We start from the raw sequence: 14,931 nt of genomic DNA, 5'->3' as shown, positions 1-14,931 counted from the left end.
GGCTTTGCGCCGCGAGAGACAGCAGGCTTCGTCGAATAAATCGTCATCGTCCAGCAAAGGCCGCGGCCCGGCACGCGGCGCGCCGCCGCGCTGGCGCCTTTGGCTGCGCCGCGCCTTCCGCTGGGGCCTCGGCCTCGCGGTCGTCGGCCTCGTCGCGCTGGGCGTCGCGGTCGGCATCGCGGTGCAGCGGATGCCGAGCTTCGAAGAGCTCAAGAAATCGCCCGCAGGGCAGACGATCCGCGTCCGCGCCGCCGACGGCACGGTCTTCCTGTCGCTCGGACCCAATTACGGCCGCTGGTTGACCCTGCGCGAAACGCCGCAGGTGATGCAGGACGCGATGGTGGCGGTCGAGGACCGGCGTTTTCGTTATCATCCGGGCGTCGATCCCGTCGGCATGGCGCGCGCCGCGGCGTTTGCCGTCGAAAATTACGGCACCGGGCGCCGGATGCAGGGCGCGTCGACGATCACGCAGCAGCTCGCGCGCAACATCTTCCTGTCGAACAGCTATACTTGGGCGCGCAAGATGCGCGAGATGATCCTGTCGCTCGCGCTCGAATGGAAATTCTCGAAGGACCAGATCCTCGAACTCTATCTGAACAAGGTCTATTTCGGCGGCGGCAGCTATGGCATCGACGCCGCGTCGAACAGCTTCTTCGGCCATAGCGCCACCGAAATGTCGCTGTCGGAGGCCGCCGTCGTCGCCGGGCTCGTCAAGGCGCCGTCGCGCTATTCGCCGACCGCCGACGCGCAGGCCGCTTTGGGTCGCGCCGGCGTGGTGCTCGACGTGATGGTTGACGCGGGCGTGATCACCCGCGCACAGGCCGACGCCGCCGAACCGGCCAATGTCCAGCTCGCCAAGGAAACCGGGCAGAACAGCGCGCGCTATTTCAGCGACTGGGCCTTGCCGCAGCTCGACATGCTGATCGACGAAGGCAGCGAGGCATTGGACGTCTACACGACGATCGACCTCGGCATGCAGCGCGCGGCGACCGCGGCGATCCAGGCCGACACGCCGAAGGGCGTGCAGGGCGCGCTGGTGTCGCTCGACCGCGACGGCGCGGTGCGCGCGATGGTCGGCGGCACCGACTATGTCACCTCAAACTATAACCGCGCGACGCAGGCGCTGCGTCAGCCGGGATCGGCGTGGAAATTGTTCGTCTATATGGCGGCGCTCGAGGCGGGGTATAAGGTCAATGACCCGGTCGTCGACGAGCCCGTCACGATCAACGGCTGGAGCCCGCGCAATTCGTCGGGCCGTTTCGCGGGCACGATGGATCTGCGCAGCGCCTTTGCCTATTCGGTCAACACCGTCGCGGCTAAACTGGGCGACGAAGTCGGATTTTCGGCGGTCGCGAACATGGCGCGCCGCTTCGGCATCACCACCCCCGTCAACACGCACCCCTCGATGGTGCTCGGCAGCGCCGAAGTCCGCGTCATCGACATGACTGCGGCCTTTGCCGCGGTATCGCGCGGCGGCGTGTCGGTACAACCCTATGGCATCACCAAGGTGACCACGGCGAGCGGCGAACTGCTCTATCAGCGCCCTGCCGAGCGCGGAGCCACGCTGGTCGACCATTGGGTCGCCGCGGGGATCACCGACCTTTTGCAAACCGCGGTGAACACCGGCACCGGCCGGGCGGCGCAGATCGGTCGTCCCGTCGCGGGCAAGACGGGAACGACGTCGAGCAACAAGGACGGCTGGTTTCTGGGCTTTTCGAGCGGCATCACCACCGGCGTGTGGATGGGCCGCGATGATGCGAAGCCCGTCGGCGGTCTGCAGGGGGGACGCGCCCCGGCACAGGCCTTCGCCGATTATATGCGCGTCGCGGTCGCGCGGCGACCGGTCGAACAGTTCGATACCGAAGTCGTGTTGCCCGAATGGCAGCTCGAGGACGAGGGCGAAGCCTATATGGGAGAGCCCGGCGAAGAAGGATTCGTCGATGAAAATGGCATGCCGATCGAGCTGCCCTATGACAGCCGGCCGCCCGAACCGACGGGACCGATACCGCCGCCCGCCGACGAAGGGCCCGTGCTCGACCAGCAATGGATCGAGGAGCAGACCGGACGGCGCCCGCCCGCCGACAATGGCGCGGCCCCCAGGAACGGCGGCCAGCCCAAGATCATCACGGTGCCGAAAATCGTCCCGCCACCGACGACGAGACCGCCGCCACAGCGGCCGTCGTCGGAGCCTTCCGAATAGCTCCTGACCCTAGGGTCGCGTCCCGAACCGCTCAGGCTGTGAAGCGATAGCGGTGGAGCATACGCCCTTCGCGGCGCAGCCAGCCGCGCGCCGCCGCGACGTCGCCGTCGTGCAGTTCGTCGACAAGCGCGTGGAATCCCGCGCCATGGTCCATGTGCCGCAGGTGCGCGACCTCGTGCGCGACGGTTGCGCGGCGGACATGGTTCGGCGCCATCACCAGCCGCCAGCTGTAGCGCAGGTCGCCGTCGTGGGTGCAGCTTCCCCAGCGGCTGCGCGGATCGCCGACGCCTACGCGCCCAACCGCAAGCCCCGCGACGGCTGCGATTTCGCGGCTCTCGCGTTCCATCAGTTCGAGAGCCTGCGCCTTCAACCAGCGTTCGAGGCGCCGCCCGAGCGTTTCGACCGGGCCACCGACGTGCAGCCTGTCGTCCTCCAGGCGGATCGCGCGCGGTGCGGCCGGCGCCCAGTCAATATGGCGTTCGATCCCGCGGAACGGCAGCACTGAGCCTGGTCCGACCATGATCGGCACCACCGCCTTGCCCGCCTGTTCGGCGAGCCAGGCCTGCTGTTCGCCGGCCCATTTGAGCGCAGCGCGCTCACTGGCGCGATACGGCACCGTCAGTCGCAGTTCGCCGCGCGCGCCATCGAAAACCAGGCGATAACGGCGCGACTGCGCATGGCGGACGACGCGCACCGGCCAGGCGTCGTCCCCGACCCGGATGTGCGGCCGGTCGGTCGACGGATCAAATGATGCGTTCGACAAGATGATTCTCGAGCGGCCCCGCGACATCCTCGCCGACCGTCCAGCCGACGATCGACTGTCCCGCGCGATGCACCGCTTCGCGATCGCCGCAGACGAGATAATGCCAGTCGGGCAAGGGTTCACCCTCCGCGCGCAAGCGATAGGCGCAACTCTGCGGCAGCCATTCGAGGTCATCGACCTTCGCTTTGGTCAGCGTCAAACAGTCCGGAACGTGCCGGCGGCGATGCTTGTAATCGCCGCAGCGCGCGGACGAAAGATCGAGTAGGCGGCACGCGACATTGGTGGGATAGATGCGCCCCGTATCCTCGTCTTCCAGCTTGTGCAGGCAGCATTTGCCGCAGCCGTCGCACAAGGCCTCCCATTGCCCGGCGTCGAGGCTGGCTAGCGGCGCTTCCCAGAAGGGGCGCTCCGATGTCGCCCCCGTCATCGCTATTTGACCCATTTCGCCAGCTCGGCAGCGACCTTGTCGGGCGCGCCCTCGTCGACATCGGTCGAAGGGTCGTCGAGGGGCAGCAGGGCGAGCGGCTTGCCGTCGGGATCCATCAGGAAAGCGAGCTGGCTGTGCGCCATCAGATAGCGGTCGGGTGCCGAGCCCGGCACCTTGTTATATGTGACGACATAGGCCTTGGCGGCCGCGGCGATCTGTTCGGGCGCGCCGGTCAGGCCGAGCAGGTGCGGGTGGTAGCGCGCGACGAAGGGCTTCAGCGCCTCGGGCGTGTCGCGTTCGGGATCGACGGTGATGAAGAGCGGCACGACCTTGGCGCCGCGCGTCGCGTCGGCTTTTTCGAACTGCGACAGGCCGCGCATCAGCTTTTGCAGGTCGACCGGGCAGATGTCGGGGCAGAAGCTGTAGCCGAAATAGACGAGCCGATATTGGCCCGCGAAATCGGTATCGCGGACGGTATTTCCATTCTGGTCGATGAGCGTGAACGGGCCGCCGATCCGCGCACCCTCGAGCGGAGGCTTGGCGGGCGCGTTATCCGCCGTGCCATTGCATCCTGCGAGCGCCGCGCCGAAAGCGAGGATCAGACTTGCACGAACAAGCCTTTGTCCCATATTTGCGATATTCATCATGCGGCCAGCCTTGGTCGGCTAGCCGCCGAAAATCAACCATTGTCGTCGCGGTGCGCGGCGGACAAATTGCCCCAGGGGGTTGCCCGATCATGTTTCGACGCGCGGAGTTCCGCCTCGCCTCTTCCCTCATGCTGCTCGCGGTTGCGGGGCTCGTCCACCCGGCGCAGGCGCAGTTCCGCGGCGGCTATGCCTTTTTGCAGGCGGTCGACAACCGCGATGGAACCAAGGCGACCGAAGCGCTGAAGGACGATCCCTCGTTCGTCAACACGCGCAACCCCGACACGGGCGAGACCGCGCTGATCATCGTCGCCAAGCGGCGCGATATCAGCTGGCTGCGTTTCCTGCTCGCCAAGGGCGCTGATCCGTCGATCGGCGATCGCCAGGACGTGACTCCCTTGATGCACACCGCGCTTATCAACTTCACCGACGGCGCCGAAGAGCTCCTCGACAGGAAGGCGCCCGTCGACCAGACCAACCGGCGCGGCGAAACCGCGCTGATCCTCGCGGTGCAGGCAAAAAATGCCGCGATGGTGCGCCTGCTCGTCAAGCGCGGGGCGAATCCCGACAAGGCCGACCATATCGCGGGCATGTCGGCACGCGATTACGCCAAACGTGACGATCGCAGCGGACGAATTGTCGCCTTGCTCGAAGCCAAGGCCGATGCGCCAGCGCGCGAGTTCGGTCCGACCTTCGGCCCGCAATGACCAGTGGAATGTGATGTATGAATTGACAATCACATTATGATGTGAGACATCGGCATTATGTCTACACAGCTCATCGATCGGATCCGCTCTATCGTCGACGACGGGACGATGTCCCGCTCGGGCCTCGCGCGCGCCGCCGGTCTTCACGCCAACAGCCTGCGCGACCTCGATTCGCCCGGCTGGAACCCCACCGCCGAAACGCTGCGCAAGCTCGAAAACTGGCTGGCGAACGGCAGCGACCTGTCGCCGATGGCCAGCCCCGAGGAAATTATCGCCGAGGCGCGCAACGGCCGCATGTTCATCCTCGTCGACGACGAGGACCGCGAGAATGAGGGCGACCTCGTCATTCCCGCGCAGATGGCGACCCCCGACGCGATCAACTTCATGGCGACGCACGGCCGCGGCCTTATCTGCCTGACGCTGACGAAAGCGCGCGTCGATACGCTCGGGCTCGAACTGATGAGCCGCCAGAACGGTACGCGGCACGAAACCGCCTTTACGACCTCGATCGAGGCGCGCGAGGGCGTCACCACCGGGATTTCGGCGGGCGACCGCGCGCGCACTGTCGCGGTCGCGATCGACGCTGGCAAGACGCGCGACGACATTGTCACGCCGGGCCATATCTTTCCGCTGATCGCGCGTGACGGCGGCGTGCTCGTGCGCGCCGGCCACACCGAGGCATCGGTCGATATCGCGCGGCTCGCCGGGCTGAACCCCTCGGGAGTGATCTGCGAGATCATGAACGACGACGGGACGATGGCGCGCCTCGACGACCTCATCCCCTTCGCGCGGCGCCACGGGCTGAAGATTGGTACGATCGCCGACCTGATCGCCTATCGCAACCGCAGCGACCGGCTGGTCGAATGCGTGTCCGACGAACCGTTCGAATCGGATTATGGCGGCGACTGGCGGCTCAAATCCTATCGCAACAAGATCGACGGCACGGTCAATCTGGTGCTGCAGAAAGGACCGGTCGATCCCGAGGGCGTGACCCTGGTGCGCATGCATCCCGTCTCGATCTTCGACGATATCATGGGCCGGCCGGGCCCCAAGAAGCGCCGCCTGCAACGCTCGATGGACGCGATCGGCGAAGCGGGCGCCGGCGTGATCGTCATGCTGATGCGCCCGCTCCCCGGTTCTGCCGATGCCGACGCGCTTCCACCGCCCACGGGCGGCATGGATCTTCGCACTTACGGGATCGGCGCGCAGATCCTCGCCGACCTCGGCGTCCACGCGATGGAACTGCTCACCCCCACCCACAGCAATATCGTCGGGCTCGAGGGCTATGGCCTGTCGGTCGTCGGCGAACGCCCCATTCCCGGAGAAGCCTGATGGCGCACGTCCTGATCGTCGAAGCCCGTTTCTACAGCCGTTTGAACGACATGCTCCTCGACGGCGTGCGCAGCGCGCTCGAGGCCGAGGGGCACAGCCACGAGACGGTAACCGTTCCCGGCGCATTGGAAGTGCCCGCCGCGATCTCGCTCGCAGCCGACGCCGGACGCTTTGACGCCTATGTCGCGCTCGGCGTCGTGATCCGCGGCGAGACCTATCATTTCGAGGTCGTGTCAAACGAAAGCGCGCGCGGCATCATGGCGCTGACGCTCGACGGGCTGGCGATCGGCAACGGCATCCTGACGGTCGAGAATGAGGAACAGGCGCTTGCGCGCGCCGACAAGACGCGCAAGGATAAGGGCGGCGAAGCGGCCAAAGCCGCGCTCGCGATGCTGGCCCTCAAGGAACAATTCGGTATTGGTTGATCGCCCGCCCCCCAGCCGCCTCTTCGTCGTCGAACGCGGCGGGCGGCTGGTGGTGATCGACCGGGAAACCGGTCAGACGCCGCCGACGGCGGCCGAGCGGATGGATGCCCATGACCGCAATCTCGGCATCGAACCGATCCGGCCCGCCAAGACGCCACCCAAAACGAGCGCGTCCCCCGACATGTCCGCCGCGGCGCGTGCCGAATCGGGATTGACCGCCCGGCCGGCGCCGGTGCCCAAGCCGGCGGCGCGGCCGACCGCGGCGCATGACAGGAAAGAGCGCGCCGACGTCGCGACCACCGGGCGCAACAAGCCATGGAGCCGGCAACCGACCGATCGCTCCGCGCCGCAAGCTGCCCCCGCGCGAATCGCGAGCAACCCCCCGCTCGCAGGCGGTGGCGCCCGCAAGTCGATCGTGACCAAATGGTGGGACGCGAAGGGACCGCGGACGATCGAACTGGGCCCCAAGGGTCAGACCGAACTCACCGGCGGTTTCATGGCCGTCTTTTTCGGACTGGTCATCGCGGCGATCATCGCGCTCTTCATAGAGCCGCTGCTGCTGTTCGTCGGCGCCTTCGTGCTGTTTCGCTTCGGCGGTAACCTCGTCGGCCCGGTCGGGGCGAGGATCGTCGACAAGGCGCTCGCGGAAAAGGGATGATCCGGACGGCGGGAGCCGCCCGGATCGTCAACCTCTTACGCCGGCTGCAACACCGGATAGTCGATGTAGCCCACCGGCCCCGGCGCATACCAGGTCTGCGGATCGTCCGCCGCCCAGTCGGCGCCCGTGCGAATGCGCTCGACGAGGTCGGGATTGCCGATGAAGGGGCGGCCGAAGGCGATCGCATCGGCGGCGCCGTTTGCAAGGGCGTCTTCGGCCAGCGCCACCGTATAATCGCTGTTGAGGATCAGCGGGCCCTTGAAGGCCTGACGGATCGCGGGCGATTGTTTGGGCACATCCGTCCTGCCGAACGTGCCGTCGGGGCCGGGTTCGCGCAGTTCGAGGAAGGCGATGTCCAGCTCGTTCAGCGCCGCCGCCGCCGCCGGGAACAGCCTTTCGGGCGCGCTGTCGTCGACGCCCTGCGTGTCGCCATTGGGCGAGAGGCGCACGCCGACGCGGTCAGCGCCCCAGACCGCGATCAGCGCCTCGGTTACCTCGCGGAGCAGGCGGATGCGGTTTTCGACCGGACCGCCATAATCGTCATCGCGCAGGTTCGACCCATCGCGCAGGAACTGATCGATCAGATAGCCGTTGGCGCCGTGCAGCTGGACGCCGTCGAAACCGGCGCGCTTCGCATTTTCGGCGGCCTTCGCATAATCGGCGATGACGCGCGGGATTTCGCCGAGCTCGAGCGGGCGCGCGACTTCATATTCAAGCCGGCCGACGGGGGTGTGCGCCTTGCCGGGTGCCTGCGTTGCCGAAGCCGAGACCGGCGGCTTGCCGTCGTTGAACACCGAATGGACGACGCGGCCCATATGCCAGAGCTGCGCAACGATGCGTCCGCCCGCCTCGTGCACCGCATCGGTCACCGGCTTCCAGCCTTCGACCTGTGCGTCGGTCCACAGGCCCGGCGCACTGGGCCAACCGAGCCCTTCCTGCGAAATGCCGGTGGCCTCGGAAATGATCAGCCCCGCCGAGGCGCGCTGGCTATAATATTCGCGCGCGAGCTCGTTGGGCACAAAGCCGGGTCCGGCGCGGCCGCGCGTCAGCGGCGCCATGATGATGCGGTTCGGCGCATCGATCGCGCCCAGTTTGATCGGATCGAACAGTGATACGGCCATGGTTCCTCCACGTTTCACTTTTGTCAGCGACGACCCCTGCGGCCGCCGCCCTGACCCGCGAAGCTATGGACGCAGCGGGGCCGGCACAATGGTGAGTAGCAAAAGAAAATCTAAATGACAGCCAAGAAGGCGCGCCTCGACGCACCGGATGGCGATCCGGTTGCCGAACCGCGCGGTCCGGCCTATCTGGGGCCTATGGCTTCGATCCTTCCCGCCGACCCGACCCTCGAAGAAATTCGCGCCGCGCTCGCGCCGCTGATTGCTGCATCGGCGGCCTTCGACGGATTCGGCGACGCCGCGCTGGCCGACGCTGCGGCACGCGTCGGGATCGATACCGACGTTGCACGGCTCGCCTTTCCGGGCGGGGCACGCGACATGGTCGATGCCTGGTTCGCCGATATCGACGCGGCGATGGAGGCACGCTGGCCGGCCGAAAAACTCGCGAAGCTGAAGATTCGCGAGCGGATCACGACGCTGGTTGAAACGCGCATCGACCTCTTGGCGCCGCACCGCGAATCGCTGCGCCGGGCATTGGCGTTGCTCGCGCTGCCGACAAACGCGCCGCACGCCGCGAAGCTCGGCTGGCGCGCCGCCGACCATATGTGGCGCCTCGCGGGCGACACCGCGACCGACTATAATCATTACAGCAAGCGCGCGATTCTCGGCGCGGTCTACGGTTCGACGATGGCGGTGTTCCTGAACGACGAAAGCGAGGGTTTCGCCGACACGCGCGCCTTCCTCGCGCGCCGCATCGATCAGGTCATGCGCTTCGAAAGCTGGAAGCATCGCCGCGCGGCGCGCGGCGTCGAACGGCCCAGCCTCGCGCGTTTCGTCGGACGATTGCGCTATCCGGGACGCTGAGCGCCCAAGATAAAGGACTGGCGCTGGGCGAGTGTTATTGATAATCGCTCGCAAATGACTGCTTTGCTCGACAAATCGCCTTTGGGCGTGATGGTGCGGATCGCCCGTATCGACTGGAATGCAATGTCCGACGACGAGGGGCGGCGGTTGCGCGAATTCGGCCTGATGGAAGGATGCGAAGTCACCCCGCACCATCGCGGCAGCATCTTCTCGCGCGATCCGCTCGCGCTCACCGTCGGTCGCATGAAGGTGATCATCCGGGCCAGGCAGGCGGCGGCTATCACCGTCGAGCCCGCGGCATGACCGGCGCCATTCCTTCGATCGCACTCGTCGGCAATCCCAATGCGGGCAAGTCGAGCCTGTTCAACGCGCTGACCGGCGCGCGGCAGAAGATAGCCAATTATCCCGGTGTCACCGTCGAGCGGAAGGCGGGCCATGCCAGCTTCGCCGACGGCCGACCGCTGTCGCTGATCGACCTTCCCGGCACCTACAGCCTCACCCCTGCGAGCCTCGACGAGGCGGTGACGCGCGACGTCGTGCTCGGCAAACAGGAAGGCGAGACGCGCCCCGACGCGCTGATCGTCGTGCTCGATGCCGCGAATCTCGACAATCATCTCTGCTTCGCGCTCGAACTGCTCGCGCTGAACCTGCCGACCGTCGTCGCGCTCAACATGGTCGACCTTGCGGCGCGCGACGGGCTCACGCTCGACGCCGACCGCCTGTCGAAGGAATTGGGCGTGCCGGTCGTTCCGACGGTGGCGGTGCGCAAGCGCGGGCTGACCGACCTGCTCGCCGCGGTCGACGGCGCGATCCGGTCGCATGCGGCCGGTCGCACGGCCCCTCCGGCCGAAGCCAATGACGCGTCGCTCCACCAGCGCGCCCGCGCGATCGCGAAGGCCGCGATCGTCAGCGAAACCCCGGTGCGCCGCTGGACGCAGCGCGTCGACAATGTGGTGCTGCACCCGGTGGCCGGCATGATCATCCTGCTCGCGCTGATGTTCGTGATGTTCCAGGCGGTCTATGCCTGGGCCGGGCCTCCCGCCGACGCGCTCGAAGCGCTGGTCGGGACAATGCAGGCGTGGGTGGTCGATAATATTCCGCAGAATTTCCTGCGCGACCTCGTCGTCGAAGGGCTGCTTGCCGGCGTCGGCGCGGTCGTGGTCTTCCTGCCGCAGATTCTCATCCTCTTCCTCTTCATCCTGCTTTTGGAAGCGTCGGGCTATATGACGCGCGCCGCCTTCCTGATGGACGGGCTGATGGGCAAGGTCGGCCTGTCGGGGCGCGGTTTCATCCCGCTCTTGTCGAGTTTCGCCTGCGCGGTGCCGGGCATCATGGCGACGCGCGCGATCCCCGATGAAAAGGACCGGCTGACGACGATCCTGATCGCGCCGCTGATGACCTGTTCGGCGCGGCTTCCCGTCTATGCGCTGATCATCGCCGCCTTCATTCCCGACCGCGGCGTCGGCGGCACGGGCGTCGGGCTCCAGGGGCTGGTGCTGTTCGGCCTCTATCTCGCGGGCATCGTCGGCGCGCTCGTCGTCGCCTGGGCGCTGCGCCGCACGGTGGCGAAGGGCGCGGGTGCCGGCTTCATGATGGAAATGCCGCGTTACCAGATGCCGCAGTTGCGCGACGTCCTCCTCGGCCTGTGGCAGCGCGCGTGGATATTCCTGCGCCGCGCCGGCACGATCATCGCGATGACCACGGTCGTCCTGTGGCTGCTGCTGACCTTCCCGCAGGCGCCCGAGGGCAAGAGCCAGGTCGAATATAGCGTCGCGGGCCGCATCGCGAGCGGGCTCGAGGTCGTCGTCGCGCCGATCGGTTTCAACCACGACATCGCGCTCGCGCTGATCCCCGCGATGGCGGCGCGCGAGGTTGCGGTGTCGGCGATGGCGACCGCGAACGCGATCGATGCCGATGGCGATGAGGATGCGATGGCGCAATCGCTGGGCGAACGGCTGCAGGGCAAGTGGAGCCTTGCCACCGCGCTCGCTTTCCTCGCCTGGTTCGTCTTTGCGCCGCAATGCATTTCGACGATCGCGATCACGCGCCGCGAGACCAATGGATGGAAATGGCCGATGTTCATGGTTGGCTATTTGTTCCTGCTCGCCTATGCCGCTGCTGGTATCACTTACTGGACGGCCGTCGCCTTCGGACTCGGCTGATCCTTCCAACTTTCAAGCGGAGCGGAGCGGCGGATGGCTGGCAGCGTCAACAAGGTAATTCTCATCGGCAACCTCGGCGCCGACCCCGAAATCAAGTCATTCCAGAATGGCGGCAAGATCGCCAACATCCGCATCGCGACCAGCGAGCAGTGGAAGGACCGGATGACCGGCGAGCGCAAGGAGCGCACCGAATGGCATAATGTCGTAATCAACGGCGAAGGGCTGGTCGGCGTGGTCGAGCGTTTCCTGAAGAAAGGCTCGAAAGTCTACATCGAAGGCAGCCTGCGCACCCGCAAATGGCAGGATCGCGACGGCAACGACCGTTACACGACCGAAATCGTGATCGCGGGCATGGGCGGCACGCTGACGATGCTCGACGGCGCGCCGGGCGGCGGTGGTGGCGCACGCAGCGGCGGCGACTGGGGCGGCGGCGCTTCGTCGAGCGGCGGCAGTTGGGATCAGGGCGGCAGCGCCTCCGGGGGCGGCTCGGGCGGCGGCTGGAACCAGGGCGGCGGCAGCGCGGGCGGCGGGCGCCCGCCGTTCGACGACGATCTGGACGACGACGTCCCGTTCTGAGGCTTTTTGAGCGATGGCAACCGACCTGCTGACCGCCGCGGACGTCGCGCGCGGGGTATGCCGGCTGTTCGCGCAGGCGGGGCTGGTCGCGATCCCCGAAGTGCCGCTCCCCAATGGGCGGCGCACCGACCTCACCGCGATCGACGCCAAGGGCCAGATCACGATCGTCGAGATCAAGGTCAGCCGCGCCGACCTCCACGGCGACGGCAAATGGCCCGACTATTGCGACTGGTGCGACCGTTTCTACTGGGCGCTCGCGGCGGGGCTCGACCCAGCAATCCTCGACACCCCCGATTATCGCCCCGAAAGCTCGGGCCTGATCGTCGCCGACCGCTATGGCGCGGCGGTGGTGCGCGAAGCCGCAAGCTGCAATCTCGCCCCCGCGCGGCGCAAGGCCGAGCTGCTGCGCATCGGGCGCCTCGCGATGCGGCGGTCAATGGTGGCAGCCGACCCCGAACTGGCGATGGGGTGGAACGAAGGTTAGTCGCTATCTATCCGGGCTGAATCAAAGCCTGCTTCATATTGCGGCGCCGAATCGGCGATGCAGACCCAAGGCGCTTTCGAGCCGACGAAAATATGCGCCGCATAACCCCGGAAGCCCGGATCGTCGTCGAGCAGGCCCGCCGGCACAAAGAAGAATTTCCCGTTTGCGTCGCTATGCGGCGTCGGGCTGCCACATGTTCGGCAAAAAAAGGCCGACCAACTCGTGTCACCCGGGACAGGGAACCGCTCGATAAGCTGCTCGCCGTCCAGCCAGCGAAAGCTGGCAGCCGACGTATAGAAAACGGCGTTTCCGTCGGTGCCCGATACTTTGCGGCATTTCGAGCAATGACACTGCCCTGCCGGTCCGGTTTTTCCGTCGATTTCGAATCGAATCCCGCCGCAAAGGCACGATCCCCGTATTGGACCCGTCTTCGGCGCCGTCCGCTCCGCCGCGCTTTCGGGGATCCGGTTCATCCCCGCGCCTGCATTCGCGCAAGATAGCGCGCGAGGATATCGATCTCCAGATTGACCGGGCGGCCCTCCGCAGCTTCGCCCAGCGTCGTCATCTCCTGCGTGTGCGGGATGATGTTGAGCGTGAAATGCGCCTCGCCGTTCGGCTGATCGGTCACTTCGTTGACGGTGAGCGACACGCCGTCGACGGTGATCGAGCCTTTAGGGGCGATATGCGGCGCGAGCGACGCGGGGGCGACAACGGTCACCGTCACGCTGTCACCCACTGGCTCGACCGACACGATGCGGCCGATATCGTCGACATGGCCGGTGACGATATGCCCGCCGAGTTCGTCGCCGATCTTGAGCGCGCGTTCGAGGTTCAGGCGGCGCCCCGCGTCCCACATGCCGGGCGCCGTGCGCGCGAGCGTTTCGGTGCTCGCGTCGATCGCGAACCAGCCGCCGGGCCCGTTGCTGTCCGCGTCGATGCCCTTGTCCACGACGGTCAAACATGCGCCCGAGCAGGCGATCGATGCCCCGATGTCGATGCTGCCGACGTCATAGGCGGTGCCGATGACGAGCCGCGCGTCGCCGCGGTCCTCGCGGCTGCGGATGGTGCCGATGTCGGTGATGATGCCGGTGAACATATGCGTCCTCAAATAATCCTGATGCGCTCGTAGACGTCGAGCCGGTCGCTGCCAAGCATCCGGCTGTCGGCGAGGCGCCAGCGGCCGTGGGCATCGGCAAGATCGGCAAGGCCGATATCGCCGAGCGCGGCTTTGCCGCCGCCGATCAGGATCGGTGCACGGTAGAGCAGAAGCCGGTCGACACGGTCGGCGGCGAGGAAGGCCGACGCAGCGCCCGCGCCGCCCTCGACCAGCAGCGAGTCGGCATGATCGATCGATTCGGGTGACGCGACGCCCGTCCAGCCTTCGGGTGCGAGGCCGCGGGTCAGCAGGAGTTTTGCGGGGCCGCGATCTTCGAGTCCGGGCAGGCGGACGTCCAGCTTTGGTGCGTCGGCGTCGAACGTGCCGCGTCCGACGAGGATCGCCTGATGCCGCGTACGTTCAAGATGGCCGTGCGCACGCGCGCGGTCGCCGGTAATCCAGCGGCTCGCCCCGTCGGCCATTGCGATGCAGCCGTCGAGCGAGGTCGCGAGCTTGAGCGTGACGAACGGTCGCCCCTCGGCCCGCCGCGTCCACCAGGGCGCCATCGCGGCGCGCGCTTCGGCGGGAAGGACGTTAAAGATGACCTCGACCCCCGCCGCCTGCAACCGCGCAATGCCTTTGCCGTCGGTGCGCGGGTCGGGGTCCTCCGCCGCGATCACGACACGCGCGACGCCCGCCGCGATCAGCAGGTCGCTGCACGCAGGTCCGCGCGCGCTCGCGTGCGCGCATGGTTCGAGCGTGACATAGGCGGTCGCGCCGCGCGCGGCCTCTTTCGCCGCGGCGAGCGCCATCGCCTCGGCATGCGGGCGGCCTCCGGCCTGCGTCCAGCCGCGTCCGATCAGCCTGCCCCTCGCCTGCGCGGGGGTAGGCTGGACGATCAGGCAACCGACGTTGGGATTGGGTGCAGACGCCGGTTGACCGCGCCGCGACAGCGCGATGGCAGCCGCCATCCAGTCGGCGTCGGCGGGCGGCCGCTGCATCGGGTCAGTCGGCGGCTTGGGGTCGCGCGCCGCGCGCCGCGCGCTCGGCGAGCGTCGAGCGCAGCTGCGCCGGTTCGGGCTTTTCCTTCGCCGCTGCCGCTGCTTCTTCGCCCAGCGTTTCGCGCGTCACCTCGTCGGCCTCGCTCGAATCATATTCGATGCCGAGGCTGTCGGCGAAACGCTGATATTCGGCGCGCTTTTCAGCGTTGCGGCGCGTCGTCTCCTTCGCGCGCGCCACCCAGTCGGCGCGAATCTCGTCGGCGCTTCGGTTCGCCGTCCAGTTCTCGAAATAGATGATCTGCGCTTTCGGCTTCTCATAGGGGATCAAATATTGCTCGATCCCGTGGAAAATGAGCCAGGTCAGCGCAAGCGCGACGCCCCAGATCGCCCAGCGATGCGGGCGCGGTTCGCGAATATAGGACCAGAAATCGGACAGGCCGCCGCCGAGATCGACTTTGTTGAACATTCCCATCG

18 protein-coding genes are annotated in these 14,931 nt (G+C 67.0%); 10 read left to right on the top strand and 8 right to left on the bottom strand.

Annotated features, from left to right (window positions below):
• Positions 1-4: 4 nt before the first annotated feature.
• Positions 5-2,200, top strand: a complete 2,196-nt coding sequence (locus VSX79_RS16835) for a transglycosylase domain-containing protein (RefSeq protein WP_218844511.1) — start codon at positions 5-7, stop codon at positions 2,198-2,200.
• 31 nt (positions 2,201-2,231) lie between these two features.
• On the opposite strand, the gene VSX79_RS16830 is transcribed toward VSX79_RS16835, so the two are convergent.
• Genes VSX79_RS16830 through VSX79_RS16820 form a run of 3 tightly spaced genes read right to left on the bottom strand, consistent with a single transcriptional unit; the run spans position 2,232 to position 4,037 of the window.
• On the bottom strand, positions 2,232-2,963 hold the full coding sequence (locus VSX79_RS16830; RefSeq protein ID WP_326913918.1) for a M48 family metallopeptidase: 732 nt from the start codon (positions 2,961-2,963) through the stop codon (positions 2,232-2,234).
• Complete coding sequence (locus VSX79_RS16825) at positions 2,944-3,390, bottom strand: YcgN family cysteine cluster protein (protein WP_179497563.1); 447 nt, start codon at positions 3,388-3,390, stop codon at positions 2,944-2,946. The genes VSX79_RS16830 and VSX79_RS16825 overlap by 20 nt, the downstream gene beginning before the upstream one ends.
• 2 nt (positions 3,391-3,392) lie before the next feature.
• Positions 3,393-4,037 (bottom strand): SCO family protein, encoded by a 645-nt coding sequence (locus VSX79_RS16820; RefSeq protein WP_179497561.1) that lies wholly within the window; start codon positions 4,035-4,037, stop codon positions 3,393-3,395.
• An 89-nt stretch (positions 4,038-4,126) separates the two neighbouring features.
• Between VSX79_RS16820 and VSX79_RS16815 the strand changes: the two genes are divergently transcribed.
• From VSX79_RS16815 to VSX79_RS16800, 4 genes are read left to right on the top strand one after another with little or no spacing between them, the layout of a single operon-like run.
• The gene (locus tag VSX79_RS16815) at positions 4,127-4,741 is read left to right on the top strand and encodes an ankyrin repeat domain-containing protein (protein WP_179497559.1); all 615 of its coding nucleotides are present in this window, start codon (positions 4,127-4,129) and stop codon (positions 4,739-4,741) included.
• A 57-nt stretch (positions 4,742-4,798) separates the two neighbouring features.
• Positions 4,799-6,073, top strand: coding sequence for a 3,4-dihydroxy-2-butanone-4-phosphate synthase (ribB, locus tag VSX79_RS16810; RefSeq protein WP_326913917.1), 1,275 nt, complete (start codon positions 4,799-4,801; stop codon positions 6,071-6,073).
• A complete protein-coding gene (gene ribH, locus VSX79_RS16805) occupies positions 6,073-6,498 on the top strand; it encodes a 6,7-dimethyl-8-ribityllumazine synthase (protein ID WP_179497555.1) in 426 nt (141 codons plus the stop codon). Before ribB ends, ribH begins: the two co-directional genes overlap by 1 nt.
• On the top strand, positions 6,491-7,156 hold the full coding sequence (locus tag VSX79_RS16800) for a hypothetical protein (protein ID WP_326913916.1): 666 nt from the start codon (positions 6,491-6,493) through the stop codon (positions 7,154-7,156). The genes ribH and VSX79_RS16800 overlap by 8 nt, the downstream gene beginning before the upstream one ends.
• Positions 7,157-7,191: 35 nt before the next feature.
• Here the strand turns inward: VSX79_RS16800 and VSX79_RS16795 are convergent, their stop codons facing one another.
• Positions 7,192-8,277 (bottom strand): alkene reductase, encoded by a 1,086-nt coding sequence (locus VSX79_RS16795; RefSeq protein ID WP_326913915.1) that lies wholly within the window; start codon positions 8,275-8,277, stop codon positions 7,192-7,194.
• Positions 8,278-8,472: 195 nt separating this feature from the next.
• Between VSX79_RS16795 and VSX79_RS16790 the strand changes: the two genes are divergently transcribed.
• Genes VSX79_RS16790 through VSX79_RS16770 form a run of 5 tightly spaced genes read left to right on the top strand, consistent with a single transcriptional unit; the run spans position 8,473 to position 12,360 of the window.
• Positions 8,473-9,138, top strand: a complete 666-nt coding sequence (locus VSX79_RS16790) for a COQ9 family protein (RefSeq protein WP_326915267.1) — start codon at positions 8,473-8,475, stop codon at positions 9,136-9,138.
• Between the two features lie 54 nt (positions 9,139-9,192).
• The gene (locus VSX79_RS16785) at positions 9,193-9,441 is read left to right on the top strand and encodes a FeoA family protein (protein ID WP_179497549.1); all 249 of its coding nucleotides are present in this window, start codon (positions 9,193-9,195) and stop codon (positions 9,439-9,441) included.
• Entirely contained in the window at positions 9,438-11,300 is a 1,863-nt protein-coding gene (feoB, locus tag VSX79_RS16780; protein ID WP_326913914.1) for a ferrous iron transporter B, read from the top strand. The genes VSX79_RS16785 and feoB overlap by 4 nt, the downstream gene beginning before the upstream one ends.
• Positions 11,301-11,333: 33 nt before the next feature.
• Entirely contained in the window at positions 11,334-11,876 is a 543-nt protein-coding gene (gene ssb / locus VSX79_RS16775; protein WP_179497545.1) for a single-stranded DNA-binding protein, read from the top strand.
• A gap of 13 nt (positions 11,877-11,889) precedes the next feature.
• The gene (locus tag VSX79_RS16770) at positions 11,890-12,360 is read left to right on the top strand and encodes an MmcB family DNA repair protein (RefSeq protein WP_326913913.1); all 471 of its coding nucleotides are present in this window, start codon (positions 11,890-11,892) and stop codon (positions 12,358-12,360) included.
• Here the strand turns inward: VSX79_RS16770 and VSX79_RS16765 are convergent.
• Genes VSX79_RS16765 through VSX79_RS16750 form a run of 4 tightly spaced genes read right to left on the bottom strand, consistent with a single transcriptional unit; the run spans position 12,357 to position 14,923 of the window.
• On the bottom strand, positions 12,357-12,833 hold the full coding sequence (locus tag VSX79_RS16765; protein ID WP_326913912.1) for a GFA family protein: 477 nt from the start codon (positions 12,831-12,833) through the stop codon (positions 12,357-12,359). The two genes, VSX79_RS16770 and VSX79_RS16765, sit on opposite strands and share 4 nt — an antisense overlap.
• Positions 12,830-13,456 (bottom strand): riboflavin synthase, encoded by a 627-nt coding sequence (locus tag VSX79_RS16760; RefSeq protein WP_179497539.1) that lies wholly within the window; start codon positions 13,454-13,456, stop codon positions 12,830-12,832. Before VSX79_RS16760 ends, VSX79_RS16765 begins: the two co-directional genes overlap by 4 nt.
• An 8-nt stretch (positions 13,457-13,464) precedes the next feature.
• Positions 13,465-14,427 carry a bifunctional diaminohydroxyphosphoribosylaminopyrimidine deaminase/5-amino-6-(5-phosphoribosylamino)uracil reductase RibD gene (ribD, locus tag VSX79_RS16755; protein WP_326915266.1) on the bottom strand — a complete coding sequence of 321 codons (963 nt, stop codon included), beginning with the start codon at positions 14,425-14,427 and terminating at the stop codon, positions 13,465-13,467.
• Positions 14,428-14,461: 34 nt separating this feature from the next.
• On the bottom strand, positions 14,462-14,923 hold the full coding sequence (locus tag VSX79_RS16750) for a hypothetical protein (RefSeq protein ID WP_257018243.1): 462 nt from the start codon (positions 14,921-14,923) through the stop codon (positions 14,462-14,464).
• Positions 14,924-14,931 lie beyond the last annotated feature (8 nt).

It is taken from the genome of Sphingopyxis chilensis (assembly GCF_035930445.1).
In the GTDB taxonomy this organism is placed as follows: domain Bacteria; phylum Pseudomonadota; class Alphaproteobacteria; order Sphingomonadales; family Sphingomonadaceae; genus Sphingopyxis; species Sphingopyxis chilensis.
Note: the sequence above shows the minus strand (reverse complement) of the source record. Positions and strands in the feature narration are given on the sequence as shown.